This window comes from Zoogloea sp. JDB1 (assembly GCF_056724025.1).
On sequence record NZ_CM161496.1, the window covers coordinates 3,500,683 to 3,523,910 of the forward strand.

22 protein-coding genes, 3 pseudogenes and 1 other annotated feature are annotated in these 23,228 nt (G+C 60.7%); of the genes and pseudogenes, 12 read left to right on the plus strand and 13 right to left on the minus strand.

What is annotated here, in order from left to right; genetic code table 11:
* Positions 1–142 precede the first annotated feature (142 nt).
* The 3 genes and pseudogenes from AC1PPK_RS15750 to AC1PPK_RS15760 form a co-directional block, all read left to right on the plus strand.
* Positions 143–835, plus strand: a pseudogene (locus AC1PPK_RS15750) (ISAs1 family transposase); the annotation flags it as partial.
* 53 nt (positions 836–888) lie between these two features.
* Positions 889–2,111, plus strand: a protein-coding gene (locus AC1PPK_RS15755) for an IS3 family transposase (RefSeq protein ID WP_481113787.1) whose coding sequence is annotated in 2 segments (ribosomal slippage) — positions 889–1,171 and positions 1,171–2,111 — 1,224 coding nt in all. Because the reading frame shifts where the segments join, the coding sequence is not laid out codon by codon here.
* Positions 1,167–1,283 (plus strand) — a sequence feature (AL1L pseudoknot). Its footprint overlaps the gene before it by 117 nt.
* Positions 2,112–2,153: 42 nt before the next feature.
* Positions 2,154–2,582: pseudogene (locus tag AC1PPK_RS15760) on the plus strand (ISAs1 family transposase); the annotation flags it as partial.
* 108 nt (positions 2,583–2,690) lie between these two features.
* Here the strand turns inward: AC1PPK_RS15760 and AC1PPK_RS15765 are convergent.
* Positions 2,691–3,422: a hypothetical protein gene (locus AC1PPK_RS15765; RefSeq protein ID WP_481113977.1), complete on the minus strand. Its 732-nt coding sequence runs from the start codon at positions 3,420–3,422 to the stop codon at positions 2,691–2,693.
* 659 nt (positions 3,423–4,081) lie between these two features.
* Positions 4,082–5,236 (minus strand): SH3 domain-containing protein, encoded by a 1,155-nt coding sequence (locus tag AC1PPK_RS15770; protein WP_481113978.1) that lies wholly within the window; start codon positions 5,234–5,236, stop codon positions 4,082–4,084.
* A 630-nt stretch (positions 5,237–5,866) separates the two neighbouring features.
* Between AC1PPK_RS15770 and AC1PPK_RS15775 the strand changes: the two genes are divergently transcribed.
* Both AC1PPK_RS15775 and AC1PPK_RS15780 read left to right on the plus strand, forming a co-directional pair.
* Positions 5,867–6,133: a hypothetical protein gene (locus tag AC1PPK_RS15775; protein WP_481113979.1), complete on the plus strand. Its 267-nt coding sequence runs from the start codon at positions 5,867–5,869 to the stop codon at positions 6,131–6,133.
* Between the two features lie 296 nt (positions 6,134–6,429).
* Positions 6,430–6,783 (plus strand): annotated as a pseudogene (locus AC1PPK_RS15780) (transposase); the annotation flags it as partial.
* Positions 6,784–6,937: 154 nt separating this feature from the next.
* Here the strand turns inward: AC1PPK_RS15780 and AC1PPK_RS15785 are convergent.
* On the minus strand, positions 6,938–7,708 hold the full coding sequence (locus AC1PPK_RS15785) for a helix-turn-helix transcriptional regulator (protein ID WP_481113980.1): 771 nt from the start codon (positions 7,706–7,708) through the stop codon (positions 6,938–6,940).
* Between the two features lie 91 nt (positions 7,709–7,799).
* Between AC1PPK_RS15785 and AC1PPK_RS15790 the strand changes: the two genes are divergently transcribed.
* Together AC1PPK_RS15790 and AC1PPK_RS15795 are read left to right on the plus strand one after the other, a co-directional pair.
* The gene (locus AC1PPK_RS15790) at positions 7,800–8,567 is read left to right on the plus strand and encodes a class I SAM-dependent methyltransferase (protein WP_481113981.1); all 768 of its coding nucleotides are present in this window, start codon (positions 7,800–7,802) and stop codon (positions 8,565–8,567) included.
* A gap of 445 nt (positions 8,568–9,012) precedes the next feature.
* A complete protein-coding gene (locus AC1PPK_RS15795) occupies positions 9,013–10,278 on the plus strand; it encodes a hypothetical protein (protein WP_481113982.1) in 1,266 nt (421 codons plus the stop codon).
* Here AC1PPK_RS15795 and AC1PPK_RS15800 read toward each other — a convergent pair.
* The 9 genes from AC1PPK_RS15800 to AC1PPK_RS15840 form a co-directional block, all read right to left on the minus strand.
* Positions 10,266–10,658 carry a hypothetical protein gene (locus AC1PPK_RS15800; protein WP_481113983.1) on the minus strand — a complete coding sequence of 131 codons (393 nt, stop codon included), beginning with the start codon at positions 10,656–10,658 and terminating at the stop codon, positions 10,266–10,268. The two genes, AC1PPK_RS15795 and AC1PPK_RS15800, sit on opposite strands and share 13 nt — an antisense overlap.
* A 15-nt stretch (positions 10,659–10,673) precedes the next feature.
* Positions 10,674–11,363, minus strand: coding sequence for a hypothetical protein (locus tag AC1PPK_RS15805; protein WP_481113984.1), 690 nt, complete (start codon positions 11,361–11,363; stop codon positions 10,674–10,676).
* A gap of 75 nt (positions 11,364–11,438) precedes the next feature.
* Positions 11,439–12,551 (minus strand): TIGR03118 family protein, encoded by a 1,113-nt coding sequence (locus AC1PPK_RS15810; RefSeq protein ID WP_481113985.1) that lies wholly within the window; start codon positions 12,549–12,551, stop codon positions 11,439–11,441.
* Positions 12,552–12,661: 110 nt separating this feature from the next.
* Positions 12,662–13,327, minus strand: a complete 666-nt coding sequence (locus AC1PPK_RS15815) for a TorF family putative porin (RefSeq protein WP_481113986.1) — start codon at positions 13,325–13,327, stop codon at positions 12,662–12,664.
* Between the two features lie 73 nt (positions 13,328–13,400).
* Complete coding sequence (locus AC1PPK_RS15820; protein WP_481113987.1) at positions 13,401–14,615, minus strand: S8 family peptidase; 1,215 nt, start codon at positions 14,613–14,615, stop codon at positions 13,401–13,403.
* Positions 14,612–15,235 carry a zf-HC2 domain-containing protein gene (locus AC1PPK_RS15825; RefSeq protein WP_481113988.1) on the minus strand — a complete coding sequence of 208 codons (624 nt, stop codon included), beginning with the start codon at positions 15,233–15,235 and terminating at the stop codon, positions 14,612–14,614. The genes AC1PPK_RS15820 and AC1PPK_RS15825 overlap by 4 nt, the downstream gene beginning before the upstream one ends.
* On the minus strand, positions 15,232–15,834 hold the full coding sequence (locus AC1PPK_RS15830) for an RNA polymerase sigma factor (RefSeq protein WP_481113989.1): 603 nt from the start codon (positions 15,832–15,834) through the stop codon (positions 15,232–15,234). Before AC1PPK_RS15830 ends, AC1PPK_RS15825 begins: the two co-directional genes overlap by 4 nt.
* Positions 15,835–15,992: 158 nt before the next feature.
* Positions 15,993–16,520, minus strand: a complete 528-nt coding sequence (locus AC1PPK_RS15835; protein ID WP_481113990.1) for a hypothetical protein — start codon at positions 16,518–16,520, stop codon at positions 15,993–15,995.
* A 9-nt stretch (positions 16,521–16,529) separates the two neighbouring features.
* Positions 16,530–16,868: a hypothetical protein gene (locus AC1PPK_RS15840; RefSeq protein WP_481113991.1), complete on the minus strand. Its 339-nt coding sequence runs from the start codon at positions 16,866–16,868 to the stop codon at positions 16,530–16,532.
* Positions 16,869–17,527: 659 nt separating this feature from the next.
* Between AC1PPK_RS15840 and AC1PPK_RS15845 the strand changes: the two genes are divergently transcribed.
* From AC1PPK_RS15845 to AC1PPK_RS15865, 5 genes are read left to right on the plus strand one after another with little or no spacing between them, the layout of a single operon-like run.
* Entirely contained in the window at positions 17,528–18,541 is a 1,014-nt protein-coding gene (locus AC1PPK_RS15845; RefSeq protein ID WP_481113992.1) for a sulfate ABC transporter substrate-binding protein, read from the plus strand.
* Positions 18,541–19,377: a sulfate ABC transporter permease subunit CysT gene (gene cysT / locus AC1PPK_RS15850; RefSeq protein WP_481113993.1), complete on the plus strand. Its 837-nt coding sequence runs from the start codon at positions 18,541–18,543 to the stop codon at positions 19,375–19,377. Before AC1PPK_RS15845 ends, cysT begins: the two co-directional genes overlap by 1 nt.
* Complete coding sequence (gene cysW / locus AC1PPK_RS15855) at positions 19,377–20,270, plus strand: sulfate ABC transporter permease subunit CysW (protein ID WP_481118231.1); 894 nt, start codon at positions 19,377–19,379, stop codon at positions 20,268–20,270. Before cysT ends, cysW begins: the two co-directional genes overlap by 1 nt.
* Positions 20,271–20,274: 4 nt before the next feature.
* Positions 20,275–21,384, plus strand: coding sequence for a sulfate/molybdate ABC transporter ATP-binding protein (locus tag AC1PPK_RS15860; protein ID WP_481113994.1), 1,110 nt, complete (start codon positions 20,275–20,277; stop codon positions 21,382–21,384).
* Positions 21,384–22,331 carry a CysB family HTH-type transcriptional regulator gene (locus AC1PPK_RS15865; protein WP_481113995.1) on the plus strand — a complete coding sequence of 316 codons (948 nt, stop codon included), beginning with the start codon at positions 21,384–21,386 and terminating at the stop codon, positions 22,329–22,331. Before AC1PPK_RS15860 ends, AC1PPK_RS15865 begins: the two co-directional genes overlap by 1 nt.
* A 72-nt stretch (positions 22,332–22,403) precedes the next feature.
* On the opposite strand, the gene AC1PPK_RS15870 is transcribed toward AC1PPK_RS15865, so the two are convergent.
* Positions 22,404–23,066: an RBBP9/YdeN family alpha/beta hydrolase gene (locus tag AC1PPK_RS15870; RefSeq protein WP_481113996.1), complete on the minus strand. Its 663-nt coding sequence runs from the start codon at positions 23,064–23,066 to the stop codon at positions 22,404–22,406.
* Between the last annotated feature and the right edge of the window lie 162 nt (positions 23,067–23,228).

Genomic DNA, 23,228 nt, shown 5'->3' on the forward strand with positions numbered 1-23,228 from the left:
TTGTTGTTCAACGTAGATGTGAGGGCAGGGCAATCGCACCTATTTTGCATAGTGAAACGCCCCTCTTAAAACGCAACAAATTCGTGACGTGACTGTTCACCGCGGCCCAAATTGTGTAGTTTCCTGCCTTTTTGGGCATCCGATGAAGATGAGAAACGTCATGCCGCTGACGCAGGTATTCGTCTCGATCTCCGACCCGCGCAGTGCGCGCCATACCCGCCACGACCTGGCCGAATTGCTGACGGTGGCGGTCTGTGCGGTGCTCTCGGGCGTGGACGACTTCGTCGACATCGAGTTGTGGGCCGAAGCCAAGCTCGACTGGTTGCGCGGGTTCATCGCGCTTGAGCACGGCATCCCGTCTCACGACACGATGGGGCGCGTGTTCGGCATGATTGCCCCCGACGAGTTCGAATCCGCCTTCCGACGCTGGGTCGGCATGGTGGTGCCCGCATTGGCCGAAGAGACGGTTGTCGCCATCGACGGCAAGACCAGCCGGCGCACGGGCAGCAAGACGAAAGCCGAGGCCGCTCCGCTGCATCTGGTTAGCGCGTTCGCCGCCGGCATGGGCGTTGTATTGGGCCAAATGGCCACCGACGAGAAGTCCAACGAGATCACCGCCATTCCGGAACTGCTCGCCAAGCTGGCACTCGAGGGCTGCGTGGTGACGATCGATGCGATGGGAACGCAGACAAAGATCGCGCGCACGATTCGCGAACGGGGCGCCCACTACGTGCTGTGCGTGAAGGAGAACCATCCGAATCTGTACGATTCGATCCTGTTCGCCGGCCTCGATCCCCGAGCCCCCCTGAGGCCCCATTCCACACACGAAACCACGACCTGAATCGCCCCGGGTTTCGCGGAGGCTCCTACTCTTGAGAAGATGGAGCCATGAAAAAGACAACGAAATACGCCCCGGAAGTACGTGAGCGTTCAGTGCGGATGGTGTTCGAGCAGCGCAGTGAGCACCCGTCGCAATGGGCAGCGATCCAGTCGATTGCAGCGAAGATCGGTTGCACGGCCCAGACACTGCACGCCTGGGTTCGGCAGCACGAGCGGGATACCGGACAGCGGGACGGGGTCAGCAGTGCCGAGACCGCACGGATCAAGGAACTGGAGCGGGAGGTTCGGGAGCTGAAACGGGCCAACGAGATCCTGCGCCTGGCTAGCGCATATTTCGCGCAGGCGGAGCTCGACCGCCGCAACAAGTGACCCACGACTTCATCGACATGCACCGGGAGCGTCTCGGGGTCGAGCCGATCTGCAAGGTCTTGCAGGTTGCCCCGTCGGCGTATCGACGCCGGGCGGCACGTCGGCGCAACCCTGATCTGCGTAGCGCCCGGGCGCTGCGCGACGAACGCTTGATCGGGGATATCCAGCGGGTCTGGCAGGCCAATCTGCGGGTGTATGGCGTGCGCAAGGTGTGGCGGCAGTTGCAGCGGGAAGGCATCGAGGTGGCTCGCTGCACCGTCGAACGTCTGATGCGGGCCGAGGGACTTGTCGGCGCCCGGCGTGGAAGCGCCGTCCGCACGACTCGCGCGGATCCCGCTGTGCCTTGTCCGCTGGACCGGGTCAATCGGCAGTTCGTGGCCGAGCGCCCGAATCAGCTCTGGGTCTCCGACTTCACGTATGTCTCGACCTGGCAGGGATTCGTGTACGTCGCCTTCGTCGTCGATGTGTTTGCCCGCTACATCGTCGGCTGGCGCGTCAGCCGCTCCATGCACACCGAGTTCGTGCTGGACGCACTGGAGCAAGCCTTATGGGCACGCCAGCCCCAGCGGGATGCCCTGATCCATCATTCGGATAGAGGGTCGCAATACGTGTCCATCCGCTACACCGAGCGACTCGCCGAGGCGGGCATCGAGACGTCGGTTGGCAGCAAGGGGGACAGCTACGATAACGCCTTGGCCGAGACGATCAACGGACTCTACAAAGCAGAGTTGATCCATCGCCGTGGCCCATGGAAAAGTGCTGAAGCGGTGGAACTGGCAACCCTCGAGTGGGTGGCCTGGTTCAACCATCATCGGCTGCTCGCCCCTATTGGCTACATGCCGCCGGCTGAAGCTGAGGCAAACTATCACCGCAGTCAAACCGCTCAGGCTGTCATGGCCTGACTTAAACCAAATGGCCTCCGCGAAACCCGGGGCGATTCAACCCAGGATCACGGGCGCATCGAAGTACGCCGATGCCGGGCCTATGAGGGCGTCGGCCGGCTCTACCAGAGCGACGCCTGGCAGGATCTGGCCAGCTTTGCGGTGCTCGAACGCGAGCGCACGGTCGGTGGCCACACCAGCACCGAGCGCCTCTTCTACATCAGCAGTCTGCCCGCCGATGCCGAGCGCATTGCACGGGCCGTGCGCAGTCACTGGGAGGTGGAGAATCGGCTTCACTGGTGTCTGGATGTGCAGTTCAACGAGGATCAGTCACGCGTACGCAGCGGCTACGCCGCCAACAACCTGGCCATCGTCCGCCACATCGTCATGAACCTGCTGCGACTCGATACGACGCGCAAGGCCAGCATCAAGTCCAAGCGCATGCTCGCAGCCACTGTCGATGCGTTTCGCGCCCAGTTGCTGGGGGTATGACGTTAAGGTGCGATTGCCCTGGATGTGAGGGGCCGCTGGAGTGCGAAGCGCGGAGGTTACCAACAAGCGTAGCCTGTTGGCTGTCCCGCTCGATTGACGGGGTGGGCGTCATACGTGCAGCCATCGCAACTGAATTTTCCCTTCTGAGCCACCGGCAACTTGAACTTGGAACGAAGCGGGGCGGTAATGAAGTGTGGCGCCTCCTATTGGCGGTGGCAGGAGCCCTGGCGCGAGCGTGTCAATTGAAGGAGGGGTGTGTCCTGGATAGAGGCTGAGGAATATGAACTGCCCTCTGAGACCAAACACGAACCCTCCAATCTGTCCGTCACGGTGAATTGGTACAACCGAAATCTCGCCGGCGCGGTGCTTATACTGAGTTGCAGGGAAAAGAAAATAGGCCCCCATTTTTGCGCAGAGGATCTCGTCTCCAAACGCTACTGCGAGAAGGTATGGGCTTGGCCATCCGGGCTTGGATTCACTCATGCCATAGCCTATGTGTAGGTTGCCACCAACGCTGAGGTTTACGGCGGTTTTTACTAGCCACCGCTCTAATAGAATACCATTCAAGAGAAACTCACTGCCGCCTGCCTCGAAGGCATCGATAGCTTGCTTAGCGGCAGCATCTGCGTCTGAAAGGTCATTGTTGTGCTTCTCGCATAGAAACCTTCTTTGAAGAGAGTTGATACCAACGCACTTCTCTTCGCCCATGCACCAATCGAAGCCAGACACGTGAACGGTCTGACCGTGAAACAGACTCTTCGAAAGCAGGTGTTCCTTCGACATGCCGCGATCACAGTCAGCACGATAGCGTGCCCAGCAGTGTGAATAGTCAGAGTTCATGACGCGCAACGCCTGAGGTAAGCGGCGGCGTAGCCGTCCACTTGAATGAAATGTTATATTCTCGCGCTTGCTGGATTTGGAGACTAGCGGTCGTATTTGAACTTGACGTTGTAATTTATGTGCAACCGAACATGATTTGAGCCGACGGAATCGACGAGCATATCAGTAATAGGCAGCCAGCCGGCCTCTTGCAAGAGTAACGTCTGGTTGGTAGGGACTGATCCGCAGCTACCGATGCTGTCAGCCGCACGGCTCTGGCTCCGTCAGAGCAAGGGTGCTTGGGCCATGGCGGACCCAATTCGTCAAAGATAGCTCTTCCTCCATGCTTAGATTGGTAGAGGAACACAGCGTTTCCGCACGCAGAGCAGACCATAGGAACCGTGTAGCTGTGGCGGGTATTTTCCGTCGAAAAGAGATCTGCGGTGACATGACTCTCTTTGGAGAGTTTGCTTGGCTGACAGAATTCGCACATGCAATACGGCGGATGATTATGACCTCGAGGAGACATTGGCTTTCTTCCGAGGCGTACAAGAGACCGCTACCGACCCAAAGCCGACGCTCTGGACTTGAGGAAGCGGACGTTCAAAGTTTGAAATCACCGGCCTACGCGGCTTTTCGCGCAGGTCCGGTGCATTGATTGGTTGGCGCTCTGGTTATGCTCACCGGAATTTTCCTAAGTACCTAGAAAACACCCAACCTTGGATAGCCACCTCGGTTTCGTCGTCAGACCAAGCGACTAGCGACCAATCCTTTCGCCGTTCAATCAGCATCACCACTTGACCGAACTGTAGGCGCCCAAGGGATGGCGATTGGGCTGATGGATTAGTGCGCACATCGAGGTATTTCCTCGACACTAGCCGGTATGCGTCCAATGCGCCAATGTCGCTGGTAAACGCAAGCACATGCTTTCGAATTTTCTTCGCGACTTCTCGTTTCTCTGCACCCAGGGATTCTTTGATGTAATAGTCCGTGATCGGGTTGATAATAGAAAATATTAGCGCAACGATTATTGGATAGATGAGCAGCGATAAAAACTTTTCGAGAGGAGGATTCTTTAAGGCGCGAATTTCTGCAACCAGCGTTGCAACCACAGTCTCAATTTGTTCGGACGATCGGTTGAACGTTCTATCGACAATCTCGTTTGCAATCTGCTGGACTTCAGAACAACTCAATGTGGTGGAATCTAGCGTAACCGTGTTATCAGCATTTACTGTGATACCGCCATCAACCGTGGCGTGAGCCAGGGGCCATTCTTGTTGTGATATTTTCTTAAGAATGTTTTCCAGGCCCAGTGCTTTGAGCCCGTCGCTTATCTCCCGCATTGAACTCTGGGTTGCTTTCATGGCCTCCTGATATTCCTTCAAGGGGTCTTGAAGTCGGAACGCCTTAATCGCTTCGCGAATCTCTTTCATCGGGTCATGAAGGTGAATGGCCTTCATAGCTTCCCGATACCCCTTCAACGGGTCTTGAATTTGGATCACCTTCATCGCTTCACGAATTTCTCGCATCGGGTCGTGAAGTTGAATGGCCTTGATGGCATCCCGATACTCCTTCAAAGGATCTTGTAAATGCAGCCCCTTTATTGTTTCGCGAATATCCTTCATTGGGTCAAGATGTTGAATAGCCTTTAAAGCTTCCCGATATTCCTTCAAGGGATCTTGAAGTTGGAGCGCCTTCATCGCTTCGCGAGCTTCTTTCATCGGGTCATGAAACTGCATGGCATCCATAGCTTCCCGATACACCTTCAATGAGTCGTGAAGCTGTAGTGCCTTCATTACCTCAGGCATTTCTCGTGAGTGGTCGTGAGTTTTCATCAATCGATAACTATGTAAAAGGGCGGAGGTGTTGCGTCTCGCATTGATCCTTCCCAAGTGTCAGGCGAATGCGAAAAGCATCATACCGTACGCCCAGATGCTAGGCAGTAGGTCTGCTCCTGGCTGACTCCTGCCGCCCATTGTTGGCCATGCAGGAACGTCCTCGCAGCGGAGCAGTTCACAATTTTCAGATCTGGCAGACAGCGCGAGGGTTTGACGATTTCGTCATTCATGCCATCAACACCGTCTCTTGACGCCCCCGCAACACGCAGCCGATACTCCCGCCCGTCGCTGAAACAACAGCGACCGGGTTTCGCAGCCCGGTACAGCAAGGCGGACAACAGCCGCGCCGCGGCTATTTTTTTGTCCGTACACCCTTGGTGCGTCCAAGCTCAATGGCGGGCCGGGTGGGGAGGCTTCGGCCTGCCGGTTCCTTGTTGCCGGTCTGCGAACCCCGCTTTGGCCCGCCCCCCGTTTCGCAGCGGATGGCGGATCAGTCCATCAACAAGGAGTCCGCACCATGGTCGTTTCCACCCTGGCGTGCGTCGGTTCGCACGCGTCCATTCGTAATGCCGTCGTAATTGTTCCGCTTCTTCCGCGCCGGGAACGGGGCGAGGGGAGGGCGCCGCGATGAATACGCCGCTCAGTTTCCCCGCGCCGGCGGGGTCGTTCTACCGGTTGGCCGAGGAGGCCAATGCGCTGGCCATCGTCGATCAGCTTTCCGCCCGTCAGGTGCAGTTGCTGTCCTTGCTGGCCATGACCTATGGCGATGCGGGGGATGCCTTCCGGCGCATGAATCCGACGCTACAGGACAATTACCTGTGGGCCTGCTCGATGCTGGCGCAGGAGATGCGGGATCTGTTCGAGGCGCTGAGGGCTGCTGAAAGAGGGGCTTGATCGGCAGGAAGGCGGCGCACATATCTCGTCGCCGCCTTCCTGATTGGTGCTTGAAGCCTGGATTTCCGACTTTTCGGCAGGGACAGGATGGTAGGTGTGTGGTTGTGTGACGATCAGTTTGCGCGAATAGCCGCGTTGCTGCCGATCAAGGCGATGATCGAGGAGAACCCATCCTTTGGTTGCCGGACCGTGGCGCATCTGCTGGGTCGGTACGGTCGGTACAGGTATGGAACATTTACCGATCCAGCACGGCGTCACTGACGTGCATTATTAACGACCCGGGCAGCCCGGCGGGGCACGGCAAGGAGCACAGCGTGTTCGGCGATGCGGGTTATCAAGGCGTCGAGAAACGCCCCGAGAACCAGAGCAAGACCGTTGAATGGCTGGTGGCGATGAAGCGCAGCGTGCGCAAGGCCCTGCCCGCCGATGCGTTGGGTCGGTTGCAGGAGCGCTTTGAGAAGCTCAAGGCGAGCATCCGGGCGAAGGTAGAGCATCCCTTCCATGTGATCAAGAACCTCTTCCGGCATCGCAAGACCCGCTATCGCGGGCTGGCAAAGAACGAGGCGCACCTGTTCTCGCTGTTTGGCTTCGCCAATCTGCTGCTCGCCCAAAGGCGCATGCCGGCGATGCATGCCCGAGGTGCGTCCTGAGCGGTGAAATCGGAGGCATGCTCCTCGAAAATCGGTCTTTTGATGCCTGGCGGTCAGCATGTTTGAATGGACTTGGCCGGAAACTCGCTCGGGAGAGGCTGGGCGGGGATTTGTTCAGCGTCTCCTTAAGCAAAGCTGCGTATATCCGTGCCAGTCAGTTCGGGGCTAGGCAGACCAGCTTGATGTCCTGTTGCAAAGCAACCAGCAGGGTTGTTTGCTTGAATTTCAATTCACCCAGCACAGGGTGGTTGAACTGACGTTCCCCACCCTCTCGATGCAACACATCGTGCTTTCGCCAATAAAAGACAAACAACTCGCTATCCCGGCACAACCGCTCCACTAGAGACTTCATGGCTGCATCACCCGGACGGCGATTGAAGTCAGCTCGAAACTCGGCGACGAGCCGCTGGGCTCGGATTTCCCAATCGGCGATAATTTTTCTTGCGACCGGGGAGAGAAACACATATCTGAGCAAACTCCGATCCTCTGATACCTGATCCAGCCAGCCGACAAACAGATCTGCTGCAGCCTGATTCCAGGCCATGGCAGTCCAGGTATGGTCAAGCAGATACGCTGGTGCAGACATTAATCCGGGCAACTCGACCAGTGAAGGCAAAAGGTCGTCAACGTTCTCATTTTTTAACTTCGGATCCTTTTCCCCGGCTAAATCAAAAAGCGATGCCCGCTCCGCCGCGGACAGTTGCAGTGCTTCGGCAAGGCGAGAAAGGGCAGTAACGGAGGCTTTTACTTCGCGGCCTTGCTCCAGCCAAGTGATCCAAGTGACGCCTAATCCAGCCGCATCGGCCAATTCCTCTCGTCTTAGTCCAGGCGTACGTCGGCGGCCTCCCGTTTTTGGCGGAGATAAACGTTCACGATGAGCTCGGATAAACGCACCGAGCATTTGCCGCTGATCTGCTTCGTTCATAGCGCTTTTTATACCAGGATAACTGCTCTACTTGTAATGGGATATTGTGGACCAGACAATGCTGTCTCGCCCTTTCATTTTCGGAGTCTCCATGAAAACCGATACTCATAACGCTGTTGTCATCGAGCAATACACCTCACGGGCCAATGCCTATCTCTCCAGCGCAGTGCATGCACAAGGGGATGACCTTGAACTCATGGCAAGCTTGATCGGGCAACGCCCGGATGCCGTCTCCTTGGACATGGGCTGTGGTGGCGGACATGTGGCTTTCCGAATGGCCGGCCTGGTCAATAAGGTTGTCGCCTACGATCTCTCGGACGCTATGTTGGCAACGGTCGCCGCAGAAGCGCAAAGGCGCGGTCTGAGCAACATCGTCACCAAGCAAGGCGCAGCCGAGGCGCTTTCGTGCCCTTCAGAGTCATTTGACGTCGTCGCAAGCCGCTATAGCGCGCATCATTGGCATGCATTTACCAAAGGCTTGGCCCAAATGATGAGGGTCATGAAGTCCGGAGGGATCGCGATCTTTATGGATGTCGTTACACCCGGTGTGCCCCTACTCGATACCTGGCTGCAGAGCATGGAACTTTTGCGAGATCCCTCGCATGTCCGCAATGCCTCTCTGGATGAATGGAAATCTTCGTTGGCATCCGTTGGTTTCCAAGTGGGTCAAGTGTCGAAATACAGGCTACGATTGGAATTCATGTCTTGGATAGAGCGGATGAATACTCCTGAAGCCCACGTTACCGCTATCAGATCTCTACAACGCCGTGCTTCCGCAGCGGTGACCGATTACTTCGAAATAGGGGGTGACGGTAGCTTCACCGTTGATACGGCACTTATCGTAGCCCACAAGGCCTAGGATCCAGCCGCGAATGTCCGCATTCGCGGCTTGCCAACGACTGTTCAGGGGGTGATAGCTCCAGTTCGCCGAATGTGAAGCTGTCGTTCGCGGTCGCCTCACGGACGAATGGCAGGTGACCGGCGCTTTGCGGCCTGACTACCGTCAGCAGTCCACCGACTGTAATGGCCGAGAGGCTGCCGTTGATGTGACAGGCTCTTCTTCGGCCTCTGATCAGGATCGGTCGGTTATCCGCCAGCTACTTGCCGTTAAGCCACTGATGACGGTCAATGTCAGCCTTCGATATCGACGTAGGACGGCATCCGACCCGAAGCGAAAAATGGCCAAACTTCGAAAGTGGACGTTCAACATCCAAGGCAGGCCTTGCGCGGTTCAGTGCCCAAGGGCCTGGGCTTACAGCCGCGCTCGGACTATCATGCCGTACTCATAGACCAGGGAGGGGCAAATGAGTATAGGCACGCCGATTGTCTTCACCGAAGGCATGGAAAAGCGAGTGTTCACGCCGCTATCCGGCATTTCGGTTAGGCGCGACGACCCCAACTCGTTCGATGAAAGCCTACTTCAGGAACTCATCGATGCGACCCCCAACGTGTTGCCGGTACGCGAATACCTGCCATCCACCACAAGCCTGTTTTCACTGGGCAGAGAAGTCTCCCTCGATCTGGGCGGCTTCCTCGGGCGTATCGACAATCTGCTGGTAACCAATGACGGTTATCTGGTCATTGTCGAAACCAAGCTCTACCGAAACCCCGAAGGCATCCGTGAGGTCATTGCCCAGACCCTCCAATACGGGATGGCCGTCGGCCAGATGCCCATCATGGAATTGGAAGGACGGATCAAACGCTGCCAATCTCCCTCACTTCGTCCAGACGAGAGCATCCGCGATTGCGTGTCTCGTCTTGCCGGCGAGCAAAGCCAGGCTGCCGTATTGTCTGATGACTTCGATGAAGCTCTCGAGCGCCATCTACGCCGAGGCGAAATCCTGCTGCTCATCGTTTCGGATGGGATTCATGTTGGGGTCGAGCGGGTAACGCACTGGCTCAACGAGCAGGGCAACAGTTCCCCTTTCAAATTCGGCCTGATTGAACTGAAGTTTTACACCCACGGCTCCCAGCGACTGGTGATTCCCCGCACGGTACTTAAGACCCGCGAAGTATCCCGGCATGTGGTGGTGGTCGATATTCGCCCCAACACCCCGGTCACAGCCAGCGCACAGGTGACTGACGAATACCAAGGTACATCCGGTGGGCGGGTACAGGAATCCAGAACGGTGAAGGCCGCAGCCCTCCCCATGACCAGGGGACAGTTGCTGAAACAAGTTTCCCCCGATGATCTACCTGTTGTCGCCGAACTGATCGAACAGATGGAGAGCCTTGGATTCGATCAGCGGGGTTCCGCCAGCTACCTCCAGTTCGGTTTCACCTACCCAACCGATGGTGGCGAGTTCCATCCCTTGGCTTATCTTGGCTCCGGAGCACTCTGGACTCAGTTGCTGAAGCCCCTGCGTGACCTCATCGGCGAGGAAGCCGTTCTGGAGTTCCACCGAGAAGCTAACCGATTCGGCACCTTCTACAAGCCGGAACAGATCGACAAACCCGAAAGCATGGGCAGCGCCGTGAAGTACCTCCTGTTTCATGGACAGGCCATTGGATACGCCGCGTTTCTTGATGCCTACCGCAGCAGGCTAATCGGGCTACTTCAGGGGACTTGAGGTGGCAAGGTGGCGCAGAACACCTCTTCGGCTCCCGCCTGCGTCATCCCCAGTTTTTCTACGGCCCGTCGAGCTGACATCAGGCACAAGGCCGAATCATCCACACCCGCCATGATTTCCTCATGCAACTTGCTATCCGACACCTTGCCGGACGTCCGAGGTGGCTGAACCGCTTGAGCCGCGCTGCCGTTCTCGGGTGGAATGAAGGCGACGCAGGCCGAGCAGCTCTGTTCTCCCCGCGGATGATCCTGGTAATGGAAGGCGATTTTGGAGGCCTTGCCGGCCAGGGTTGGCTTGGCGAGGAAGTAGATCGGGAGTGACAGCAGCAGGGCGGAGCCCTGTTTGAGCAGCGTACGGCGGCCGGGGCTCGTGTTTTTCATGTCCGTTTCTCCGCGTCAGAACATGAACCAGCCGAGCAGGAGCAGCGTGTTGTCCCTGGCATTGCGGCCGAATCCATCGTAGTTGTTGGCGGCGCCATTGAACTTGCGGTAGGCGGTGTATTGCAGCGTCAGGCGCATGTCCCGCCGGGGCAGGTAATTCAGTTCGCCGATCATTCCCGTGCTATCCGGGCTGCCCTTGGTGCTGCCGCCGATGGGCTCTCCGGTGTTGTAGACGTCCTGCACGGTGGGGTTGTTGTGCAGGGTGATGCCGTACAACAGATCTTGCCCGCCGGCCTCGAGCTGGTTGGCGTAGCGCAGATCCACGTTGTCGATGCCGCTGTGGTGGGCGACGCCGTCGTAGGACCACTGCGAGAACACGCCGAGGTGTTCGGCGAGTTTGTCCGACAGGAACAAGCTGGCTTGCTGCAGCACGATGTTGCCGTCCTTCCGGAACGCGTCGGGCGTATTGGCGTCGCGGTGGGCGGTGGATGTTCTCGATACCTGCAGCATGCCGGCTATTGGCAGCATGCGCTTCTCGCCAAGGGTATAGGCGTTCAGCTTGAACTGCCGGCCGGTCGGGGTCAGTTCCGGCCAGCTCACATGGCAGGTCATGCAGTCGAAGCCGGTCTGGCGGGCAAAGCTGGGAACCGCCCGGGCCGGGGCCGCAACGGTGCAGCAGAGCAGCGCAAGGAGCAGTGCGGCCAAGCCCCGGCAGCCAGCCAGCCAGCAGGGCGGTGTCTTGCTTTGACATGCGGCACCTCTGCGAAGAGTCGGCAGGCCCTACTTCACGTCGATCCGGCCGTAGGCACCGTGGGCTTCATCACCCGGCCCGGCGGTGAAGAAGAGGGTGTTTGTCGGTTGGTTGTTGAGTCCGTTCCCGAAGGCGATGGCCCACAGACCGTCGATCACGATGGGTTGTCCTTCAGCTTTGCCGAGCGTGCCCTGGAAATTGCCGGTGACGGGATCGAACGCATTGATCTTGCCGTCGCCGAAATTGCTCACCAGCAGGTCGCCGCTGAACCTGCCGAAGTTGGCCGGCGCCATCGCCATGCCCCACGGGGCGTTCAGGGCTCCGCCCGGCGACACCAGGCGCTTGATGAAGGTGCCGCCGCTGTCGTAGGCATCGATCAGGCCCAGTCCGGCGCCGCCGACTTCGTCGTGCGCAGCGCTGTCCTGGAGGGCGTAGGCAACATAGATGTTGCCGCCGATGGCCTGGATGCCGAAGGGCGCATAGCCGGCGGGCATGGCCGGGTCGGTGAAGCTCCCGGGCAGGGAGGCGGGATTGAAGCTGGCGTCGTAAACGTCGATGCGATTGTTGTGGAAGTCGGTCGCGTAGATGTAGTTGGCGCCTCCGAAGGCGGAGATCGCCAGCCCTTTGTACACCGTACTGCCGGCCCCCTTGTCGATGACCGTCACGGCGTGGGTGCGGTCAACGGCTGGTGACCATCCGGCGATGGTGCCGCCCTCTCCGGCGAAGATGAAGGCGCTGGCGCCGGACAGCCCGGCCTGGCTGATCATGAAGCCCTGCGTCGGGTTGAAGACGATGCCGGTCGGTGAGGCGGACCCGGTCTGTCCGGCGGGGATCGAAACCACCAGGGACTGCGGAACGCCGTTCCCGTCGTAGAGTGTCGAGGTCGATGTGCCGTTGTTGGCCACCCACGCGAAGCCGGTCGGGTTGAAGGCCAGGCCCCAGGCATTGACGAGGTTGGGATCGATCTGACGGGTGTTTGTGCTGCCATAGCCCGGTGTCGTGGCCATATCGACTACCAGGCTGGTTGCCGTATAGACGGTGCCCACGGGAGGCATGTGACCGCCGCCGCCACCGCACGCCAGCAGTCCGATAGTGGCCGCGACGGCCGTCACGAAGCCCTTGATCTCACGTTGTGCTTTCATGGTGTTTCCCCTCCAAGAAGTCAGGAGCGACTCCTGTGTCCGGTACATTCCCGGGAGGGGCTGAAGGGTTTCCGGTGATGACGAAAATATTCGTCCCGGCAAGGTTCGTCTCAGAACGCGTAAGACGTACTCAGCATGAACGTGTGCGATGTGCCTTGGTCCGCGTTGTCGTAGGCAGACCGTGGTGTGCGTTGCTGTACGGCGATCCATGCCAATTGCACGGTCCAGTCGCCGCTGTCGAGATTCAGCCCGATACGCAGATCGTTGCGTGAGCTTGGCGCGCTTGCGACCGTTCCAGTCAGCGCATGCAGATGCCCGGCATGGGTCGTGAGGTGCAGGTGTTCGGCGAGCGGGTAAGCGCTGTTGAGTTCGGCGTAGAGGGTGTGTTTCAACTCGCCGAAATAGCTGGGGGCGTAATACAGACGGGCGCTGAGCCTTCTCGACGAGAGACCGACGAAGCCTTCCGCGTAGTCGTAGCCGGTGGCGTGCCTGAAGTGTGTGTCGGCGATCCCGCACTCCCAGCTCAATCCCGGCTGCCAGCGCCTGGCATAACCGGTGTAGGCAGTGAACTGGGTTCCTGTGCCATCGCTGGGAAAGGCGACCTGGGAGGCAAACAGTCCGGCGTAGCCGCCCTCCTGGCCGTTGTAGTCCAGGGTCAATTGGGGCACGGGCCGGCCCCTGCTCAGGGAGACTCCGCGGAAGCGGTAGTCCGAAGCCAGCGTGGCACTGCCGCCGAGCTGCGCCATTGCGGCGGGCGCGAACAGCAGGGCCAGCACCGCCACGCTTCGGCGTGGCGGGGACATATGCGTCAGCGCTGCCCCGAAGGCGTCCGGTGGCGGACTCATGGGCTCATGGCAGGCTTGGCAATACCATCATGGTCGTACAGGCGCACAGGCAGCTCCCGGTGGTGCGGGCGACCGCCGCACAGGCGTCGATGGTACCCGCCTGGGCCAGTATCGCGCGAGCTGCAGGTTGGCCGGGCCGCAATTCCTCCAGCAAGGCAAGCAGGCCGGATACGTGGGCGGCTGCGAAGGATGCCCCGGATACGAACGTCCAGCGCGCACCGGGGGCCGTGCTGGGGATGTCCTGTCCCGGGGCACGCAAACAGTCCGTTCCGGTGGCGCCGACATGATCCGCGGCCACCGCAATAACGCCGTGATGGGAGGCCGGGAATCCACCATCCGGATGCAGCGGATCGATTGCGGCGACAACGGTGATGCCGCGCTCCAGCGCCAGATCCAGCAGGTGCGCAAGCAGACGGTCAGGCGGCCCGCTCAGGCTCAGGTTGATCACCTGGGCTTGGTGAGACAGTGCGAAATTGAGTGCCTTGCCGAGAGTAAAGCTGTTGCATACGGTCCGGGTAGGGGTTTGTTCCCAGCAGGCACGCAATGCCATCAGACGGGCGTCGGGGGCGACGCCCTCTATGCCGACACCGTTGCCGGCCCGTGCCGCGATGATTCCGGCTACGGCCGTGCCGTGGGTTTCCGCTGCATAAGCCCTTTCATCGACGAAATTTTCCTTGATGATGACCTGGCCCGCGAGGTCGGGATGTATATCATCGATGCCGCTGTCAATGACCGCCACCCGTACATCGCGTCCGGTCGTGCGTCGATGCAACTCGTCCAGGTGCCACAGTTGGGCGCCGGGTTGTGTTGGGAACAAGGGATCGTGTCTCTGTTGGGCCAGGTACACGCCCATCGGTTGTGCCCATTCCACGCGTGGATCCTGGGCCAGATGCAGGAGGGTCGGGCCGGGAGTGGCCATGGAGGGAAGCTCCATGACGTAGCAATCGATGCCCAGTTCCTCCATCGGCCAATCGGTTATCAGCTTCAGACCATAGGTGTCGGCCAGATCGCGGGCGATGCGGAGACGTGCCCGGTGTCCGCTGCGGTCCGCATAGGTGCCGCCATAGTTGGCGTCGGCGCGAAAGTGCGGTGGTGGCATGTGCAGCATGACCAGAATCTGACGTTCGCCGGCGATGTCCGCCTCCGGCCCGCCGGCCATACCAAGGGCCGGGGCCAAGCTCCACACCAGGCATAGCCATAGGCACAGCTTGACCATCATCGTACTCCGGCGAGCGGCTCGGCCAGGGTCACGGCGTGCTCCCGCCGCAGTGTCTTGACCGCGAGGGGGACGTCCGCCGCACTCAGCACATAGCCGCCCGAGAGGGTCGGCCCATTGACGATTCGCGTATTGCTACCACGCAGGATGCGCCGCAGCTCCGCTTCAGGGGTGGCTTCCCTGAAGGTGATGAGGAGCTTGCCGCTCGACGTCACGGGGGTACCCAGGGTTTGGTATGGCGCCGGAGCTTCGGAGGTTCGCCACAGTGCGACGGAGAGCAGCGCGATGGCGAGGCTTTGTGCGCCGAGGGCCCACGGCAGCCAGCTGCTGTGCAGGCTCAGCCACGCAAAGCGCTGGGGGGATGACCGGGAGTCGGGCCCAAGCCTGTCGCTCATGGCCGCGAACGCTCGCTCCACATCGGGCTCTGCGAAGCGTGATGGCTCACCCATCCGGAGTAGCTGGCGCTGCCAAGCGAGATCGGCCTGGCACTGCTGGCAGCCCTCGATATGCCGGCGGACCCGTGCCTGTTCTGCTGCGGACAGACCATCGACCAGCAGCCAGGGCAGCAGCTTTTCTACATTCCGGTGCTCGGAGGTTTCCAGTTCTATGATGTTTCCGTTCATGAGCCTGGCTCCAGTTGCTCCGCGAGGAGAGTCTTCAGCCGGCGACGGGCATGCAACATGCGCGACTTCACCGTATTGACAGGGCAATCCATGATCTCGGCGATCTCTTCGTAGCGCATGCCATGATAGTAGGCAAGATTGACCACTGTGCGCTGCTCAAGCGGGATCGCATCGAGCGCAACACCTACCAGTTGGCTCAACTCATGCCGATCGAGCATGGCTTCGGGTTGAAGACAGGCCTCCCCCGCATACAGATCCGGGTCGGCATCGATCGGTGCATCCCAGGTCTTGAGCGCTTTCAGTGCCTTGCGGTAAGCGATGGCAAAGATCCAGGTGGACACCTTGCAGCTTTGATCGAAGCTGTCGGCACGGCGCCATACGGTCCACATCGTGTCGTTGACGATCTCCTCCATGAGTAAGGTATTGCGCAATATCCGATCCAGGAAACGCGTCAGCCGGGGAAAATAGAGACGATAGAAGGCCTCGAACGTCTGTCGGTTTCCCTCGCGGATCCCCGCCAGCATTCGCAATTCGTTCGCGTTGTCCGAAAGACGTATCCGATTTTCGGTGTGCCCCCGGCTCGTGCCAGTTTCCAGCATCCCGATCGCTCCATTGACGACGGTGGATTCCCTCTGCGCCTGCTTTGGTTTACTGGAAGTGGAAGTTTTTTGGCTTTGGTATAGAACATCTACCGATCCAGCACAGCGTCACCGCCGTACGTGTAGCTTTCGCAAGAATCGGACGCTGCGGTACGTTATTAACGACCCGGGTAGCCCGGCGGGGGAGGCGGCGGGTAATAGCCGGGTTGTGGCGCAGAAGGCGGGGCGGAATAGCGCTGTTGCGGTGCCGCGGCCATCGGTACTTGATCGCCCTTTGCATACATGCACTGGATATAGGCATGGTCATAGCTGCGTTGGGTGCCGTAGGCTGAGCTCTGGGCCGCGCCGGAGCCGGCCGCGCTGCCAAGTAGCAATCCTGCGCCGGCGCCTGCCCCCGCTCCGTTGTGACCACCTATCGCCGCGCCGGCGAGCGCACCGACTGCAGTCCCGACCACTGCGCTTTTCACGCCCGCATCCGTGGCTGCCTGATTGGCATCGCGACCGCCGATCTGGTAACTCGCGTACTGGCGACACTCGGCATCGTCGGCCCGGAACTGATCGAAAGTCTTCCCGTTACCCGGGAGTGCCATGACGCTCGGCCCATTGGGCATCGTGACGCATCCGGCAAGCAATAGCAGCGGGAGGCCGATCGCAAGAGTGGCTTTGAATGTTTTCATGATGATCATCCTCTCTGGTCAAGGTTGTGCGGGAGGTTGAGGCTGAACCTGCTGCCAACCACCGGGGCAATCTTTGACGTAGGGATAATAGGCGTTGGCCGCCGCGCAGAAATACCAGACATTGGCCGCCGGAGCCGGCGCCGCTTGTTGCTGGATATACACCGGAGGAGCCGTGCGCTCGATGACGACCGGCGGTGAGTAGGGGGGATAGTAGTAGTAGGGGGGGTAATACGCCGGCGCATAAAGAGGGACACCGATCATTACACCCACGTGGGCATGGCCGCGGTCTGCCCAGGCCGGATTCGCGCTGGCGGCGCCAAGCACAACCAGTGCGGCAAGCAGTTTGAGAGTTTTCATTTGAAGCTACCCGCTAGCGTTGAAGAGCTAAACACCCCATCGGACGTGTGTCCGGCATGGGGCAACCGTAAAAAGGGATTCAGTTTTTGTCCTGGCCGATGCGGTAGGTCCCGCCAATGTTCCAGACGCTTGTTGCCCCACTGAGCCTGGTCTTGATGGGTGAAGGTGTGCGCTGGCCCCTGGGTTGCAGGGCTTTCATCGGCAAAGGAGACAGACGGCAACCCCGCAGAGACCAACATGCAGCCAACGGGAAGGGTCGAGAGAACTAATCTCGGGGCAGGCATGCCGGTCTCCTGTTGTTCGTTGGCTTGATTGAAATTCTAGGCCTGTGCCTCTACAGCATGCGCTTTACAATGATGAGTAATTGTAATTCCGTGGTTTCAGAACTCTCGTGGATTGAGGCCGAACGGTAGATTTACGCGCGCTCTTGGGATTAGAGGCCGCATCCATGCGCCGGAAAACAGCGCCGGCGTTGCCCCGTGTCATGGCGAGGATCAGAGATCCAAGGCAAGGCCTTGTGCGTGCTTCTTTATAACGCACAAATCTGTCTCTTCCGTTCTTATTGCACTCCCAGGAATATACAAAGCCATTTTTATTGGTTTGGTGCATCGCGACTCCTCCCTAGACTCGGGTCCTGACTCGATAAACAGGAGAATTCCATGTCCCCGACCCGTACCGTGCTGCGTCCTGTACTGGCCTTGCTGGCTGGCCTGATGGTCTTGCCGGCGGTGCCGGCCCTGGCCGATGCCACGCTTCTGAATGTTTCCTACGATGTGTCGAGGGAGCTTTACAAGGACATCAATCCGGCCTTCATCGCCCAGTGGCAGCGCACGGCGAAGGAGAAGCTGACGATCAACCAGTCCCACGGTGGTTCGAGCAAGCAGGTGCAGGCGGTTGCGTCGGGCCTGGAGGCGGACGTGGTGACGATGAACCAGACGCCGGACATCAACGTGCTGGCCAGGCAGGGCCTGGTTGCGGCCGATTGGCAGAAGGCCTTCCCGCACGGCGCGGCGCCTTACACGACGAACACCATTTTCCTGGTACGCAAGGGCAACCCGAAGGGCATCAAGGACTGGTCCGACCTGGTCCGTCCGGGCCTGCAGGTGATCGTGCCGAACCCCAAGACCTCCGGCAATGGCCGCTATACCTATCTGGCAGCGTGGGGCTATGCGCTGCAGAAGACCGGTAGCGACGCCGGGGCGCGGGACTTCGTGACCAAGCTGTTCGCCAATGTGCCGGTGCTGGACGGCGGTGGCCGCGGGGCGACGACGACCTTCACCCAGCGTGACATCGGCGACGTGCTGATCACCTTCGAGAACGAGGCGGTGCTGATCGATCAGGAAGTGGGCGGCGACAAGTTCGACGTGGTCTATCCGTCCCTGTCCATCGAGGCTGCCGCGCCGGTGGCGGTGGTGAGCAAGGTGGTGGACAAGCGCGGCACGCGCAAGCAGGCCACGGCTTATCTGAACTTCCTGTTCTCACCGGAAGGCCAGGAGATCATCGCGAAGCACCACTTCCGCCCGGTCGATCCGGCAATCCTGAAGAAGTATTCCAGCCGTTTCCCGGCTGTGAAGACCTTTACGGTGGAAGGCAAGCTGGGTGGCTGGGATGCGGTGCAGAAGACCCATTTCGCCGACGGTGGCGTGTATGACCAGATCGTGGTGAAACGCTGATGGCTGCGTCGAATTCGACCCGGGTGCTGCCGGGCTTCGGCCTCAGCCTCGGCTATACGCTGAGCTGGCTGTCGCTGATCGTGCTGATCCCGCTGGTGGCGGTCTTCCTGAAGGCCGGCTCCCTCGGTGCCGATCACTTCATCGCCGCGGTGTCGTCGCCGCGAGTGCTGGCGTCCTATCGCCTGACCTTCGGTGCGTCGCTGATCGCCGCGCTGATCAACACCGTCTTCGGCCTGATGCTGGCGTGGGCACTGGTGCGTTATTCCTTCCCCGGCAAGCGCCTGGTTGATGCGCTGGTGGATCTGCCGTTCGCACTGCCGACGGCGGTGGCCGGCATCGCGCTGACCGCGCTTTATGCCAAGAACGGCTGGGTCGGCAAGCTGCTGGAGCCGCTAGGCATCCAGGTGGCCTTCACACCGCTGGGCGTGCTGGTGGCGCTGATCTTCATTGGCCTGCCCTTCGTGGTGCGTACGGTGCAGCCGATCCTCGAGGATCTGGACACCGAGTACGAGGAGGCGGCGGTGAGCCTCGGTGCGAACCGTTGGCAGGCTTTCCGACACGTGGTCTTTCCGACCGTGCTGCCGGCGCTGATGACCGGCTTCGCGATGGCCTTTGCCCGTGCGGTGGGGGAATACGGCTCGGTGATCTTCATCGCCGGCAACATTCCGCTGGTGTCCGAGATCACGCCGCTGATGATCATTACCAAGCTTGAGCAATACGACTACGCCGGCGCCACCGCCATCGCCGTGGTCATGCTGCTGATTTCGTTCGTGCTGCTGCTGATCATCAACGGTCTGCAGGCATGGACTGCCAAACGTACCGGGAGGGAACGCTGATGTCCGGCGCTGCTGCTGTATTGCATGGGTCGGCGGATCACGCCGCCCGATTCGAGTCGAAGGCCGCCACGCGCGAGCCGGCGCTGGTGAAGTGGGGCATCCTGGCGGTGTCGCTGACCTTCTTCGGCATCTTCCTGCTGCTGCCGCTGATCACGGTGTTCGTGGAGGCGCTGCGCAAGGGTTGGGATGTGTACTTCGCCGCGCTGATCGAGCCCGATGCGTGGGCGGCGATCAAGCTGACGCTGACCGCGGCGGCGATCTCGGTGCCGCTCAACCTGGTGTTCGGCGTGGCCGCGGCCTGGTTGATCACCAAGTTCGAGTTCCGCGGCAAGCATCTGCTGATCACCCTGATCGACCTGCCGTTCTCGGTGTCGCCGGTGGTGTCGGGCCTGATCTACGTGCTGGTCTTCGGTGCACAAGGCTGGTTCGGGCCGTGGCTGTCGGAGCACGACATGAAGGTGGTCTTTGCGGTGCCGGGGATCGTGTTGGCTACGGTCTTCGTGACTTTCCCCTTCGTGGCCCGCGAGTTGATTCCGCTGATGGAAGCCCAGGGGCGCGACGAGGAAGAGGCCGCCGTGGTGCTCGGCGCGCGGGGCTGGCAGACCTTCTGGTACGTGACCCTGCCCAATGTGAAATGGGGCCTGCTGTATGGCGTGATCCTGTGTAACGCCCGCGCGATGGGTGAGTTCGGCGCAGTGAGCGTGGTGTCCGGCCACATCCGCGGTCAGACCAACACGATGCCGCTGCACGTGGAGATTCTTTACAACGAATACCAGTTTGCCGCCGCCTTTGCGGTGGCCTCCCTGTTGGCACTGCTGGCGCTCGTGACCCTGGTCATCAAGACCTGGGTGGAGCATCAGGCCGGCAAGTCGAGCCAGCAATCCGAGGAATGAGATCATGAGCATCCAGGTTCAGAACATCCGCAAGGAATTCGGCAGCTTCACTGCCCTCAACGACGTGTCGCTGGATTTTCCCACCGGCGAACTGGTGGCCCTGCTCGGCCCGTCCGGCTGCGGCAAGACAACGCTGCTGCGTATCATCGCCGGGCTTGAGTCGGCGGACAGCGGCAAGGTGCTGCTGGATGGTGCCGACGCCTCCGATACTCATGTGCGCGAGCGTCAGGTGGGCTTCGTGTTCCAGCATTACGCGCTGTTCCGCCACATGACGGTGTTCGACAACGTGGCTTTCGGCATGCGCATGAAGCCGCGTGGCCAGCGCCCGTCGGAAAGCGCGATCAAGGCCAAGGTGACCGAACTGCTGAAGCTGGTGCAGCTTGACTGGGTGGCGGACCGCTTCCCGTCGCAGCTGTCCGGCGGCCAGCGCCAGCGGATCGCGCTGGCCCGTGCGCTGGCGGTGGAACCGCGCGTGTTGCTGCTCGACGAGCCTTTCGGCGCGCTGGACGCCAAGGTGCGCAAGGAGCTGCGCCGCTGGCTGCGTCGCCTGCACGACGAGCTGCACATCACCTCCATCTTCGTGACCCACGACCAGGAAGAAGCGCTGGAAGTGGCCGACCGGGTGGTGCTGATGGACCACGGCAAAGTGGAGCAGGTGGGCACGCCGGAAGAGGTGTACCGCCATCCGGCGTCGCCCTTCGTGTATGGCTTCCTCGGTTCGGTGAACCTGTTCCACGGTCGCGTGGATGGCCAGAAGGTGCATGTGGGCGACGACGTGCTGGCGCCGGGCAAGGTGGATCTGGCCCACGGCTCCGAGGTGTTTGCCTTCGCCCGTCCGCACGAGTTGAACATCGTCGTCAATCCGCAGGAAGCCGGCGGCGTGGCGGCCAGGATCAGCCGCATTCTGGCCTTCGGCGTGACGGCCCGCGTGGAACTCGACGGGCTCAACGGTTCGACCGGCCAGCTGTTCGAAGTCGAAGTGACCCGCGACGAGGTGGAGCGCCTCGGCCTGGAGGAAGGGCAGACCGTGCGTCTGGTACCCTCGCGCCTGCGGGTTTTTGAACGCAATGCAGATAAAAATGGCGCCGAACAGGCGCCCAACTGGGTGATCTGATGAATTTCCAGCAACTGCGCATCATTCATGAAACGGTGCGCCGCAATTTCAACCTGACGGAGGTGGCCAATGCGCTGTTCACCTCCCAGTCGGGGGTGTCCAAGCACATCAAGGATCTGGAGGACGAACTGGGCCTCGAGCTGTTCATCCGCAAGGGCAAGCGCCTGCTCGGTCTGACCGAGCCGGGGCAGGAACTGGTCCATATCGTGGATCGCATGCTGATGGACGCCCGCAACATCAAGAGCATTGCCGACCAGTTCAGCAACAAGGACCACGGCCAGCTGACCATCGTCACCACCCATACCCAGGCGCGCTACGCGCTGCCTCGGGTGGTGACCCAGTTCAAGCAGGCTTTTCCGAAGGTGCATCTGGTGCTGCACCAGGCCAGCCCGACGGAAATCGTCACGATGCTGCAGGACGGCCGCGCCGACATCGGCATCGCCACCGAGTCGCTGGCCGGCGTGGCGGATTTCGTGTCCTTTCCGTACTACGGCTGGCATCACTCGGTGATCGTGCCGGTCGGCCACCCGCTGGAGTCTGTCGAGCCGCTGACGCTGGAGGCGGTGGCCGAGTACCCGGTCATCACCTATCACGAAGGCTTCACCGGCCGCGCGAAGATCGACGAGACCTTTGCCAAGGCTGGCCTGACGCCGGACGTGGTGATGTCTGCGCTGGACGCGGATGTGATCAAGGCCTACGTGGAGCTGGGGCTGGGCGTCGGCATCGTCGCGTCGATGGCCTACGACGGGCATCGGGACCAGGGCCTGAAGATGCTGCCGAGCAGCCATCTGTTCGAGGAGAACGTGACGCGCATCGCGGTACGCCGCGGCCACTTCCTGCGCGGCTTCGCGTACCGCTTCATCGAGCTGTGCTCGGAGGAGCTGACCGAGAGCGTGGTGCGTTCGGCCCTGCGGCCCGAGAAGGATGGCTACGCCGGCGAGTTCTGATTCCGGCTATTCCGATGGATTGCCGGTGCAAAGAAACAGCCCCGCTGCGTGCGGGGCTGTTTCGTTTCCGGGCTAAGGGCGTCCGCGTGTGCCGTGGCGCAGGCGGGCGAGGGCGCCCTGGCGGCCCCGGCGTACGAGGCTGATGTCGTCGATGCTGCCGAGGGGCAGGTCTTCGGCGGAGGCCTTCAGCGCGTGCAGCAGTTCGAGGCCGCGTGGCCACGGGCCGTGGCCGGAGTCCACGTTGATGTGACCGGCGGCGCCGATCTCCACCAGGTGGCTGCCCCAGCTGTCGGCCCAGTAGGCGGCGGAGGACAGGCGCACCCACGGATCGTTGGTGCTGGCGACGACGATGCTCGGAGCGCCAATGGCATCGCGGGGAATCCAGCGGCCCAGGCCTTCGTCCTCCGGATAGCTGTCCTCATCCCGCAGGCCGAAGGGCGTGAAGCGTTCGGGATCGGCAGGTGCGACGAGCAGCAGGCCGGCCACCCGGTTGAGGCGGTCGCTGGCTGCGACGACCGAGGCGAGGCAGCCGAAACTGTGGGCGACGAGCCAGACCGGGCCGGGGGAGGCGTCGATCTCGTCGCGGACGGTCTGTGCCCAGCGGGCCAGAACCGGGCTTTCCCAGTCGATGCCACGGACCCGGCGGGCGTCGGGAAGCTGGGTCTCCAGCCAGGTCTGCCAGTGGGCTGGGCCGCTGCCGTGAAAGCCGGGAACGATGAGGGTGGTGTGGTGCATGGGGCGCTTTCCGGTGCAGAACGGCGCGGGCGGAGCGGCTTGGAGACCACTTCGCCCGCATTCTGCTGCCTGTGTCACGTGTTTTATGGGATGGGGGCAGTCTAGGCAGCAGCGGCGGCAGACTGAACCAAGAAAAACGTGGAAGCTTATTCGGCGCGCAGG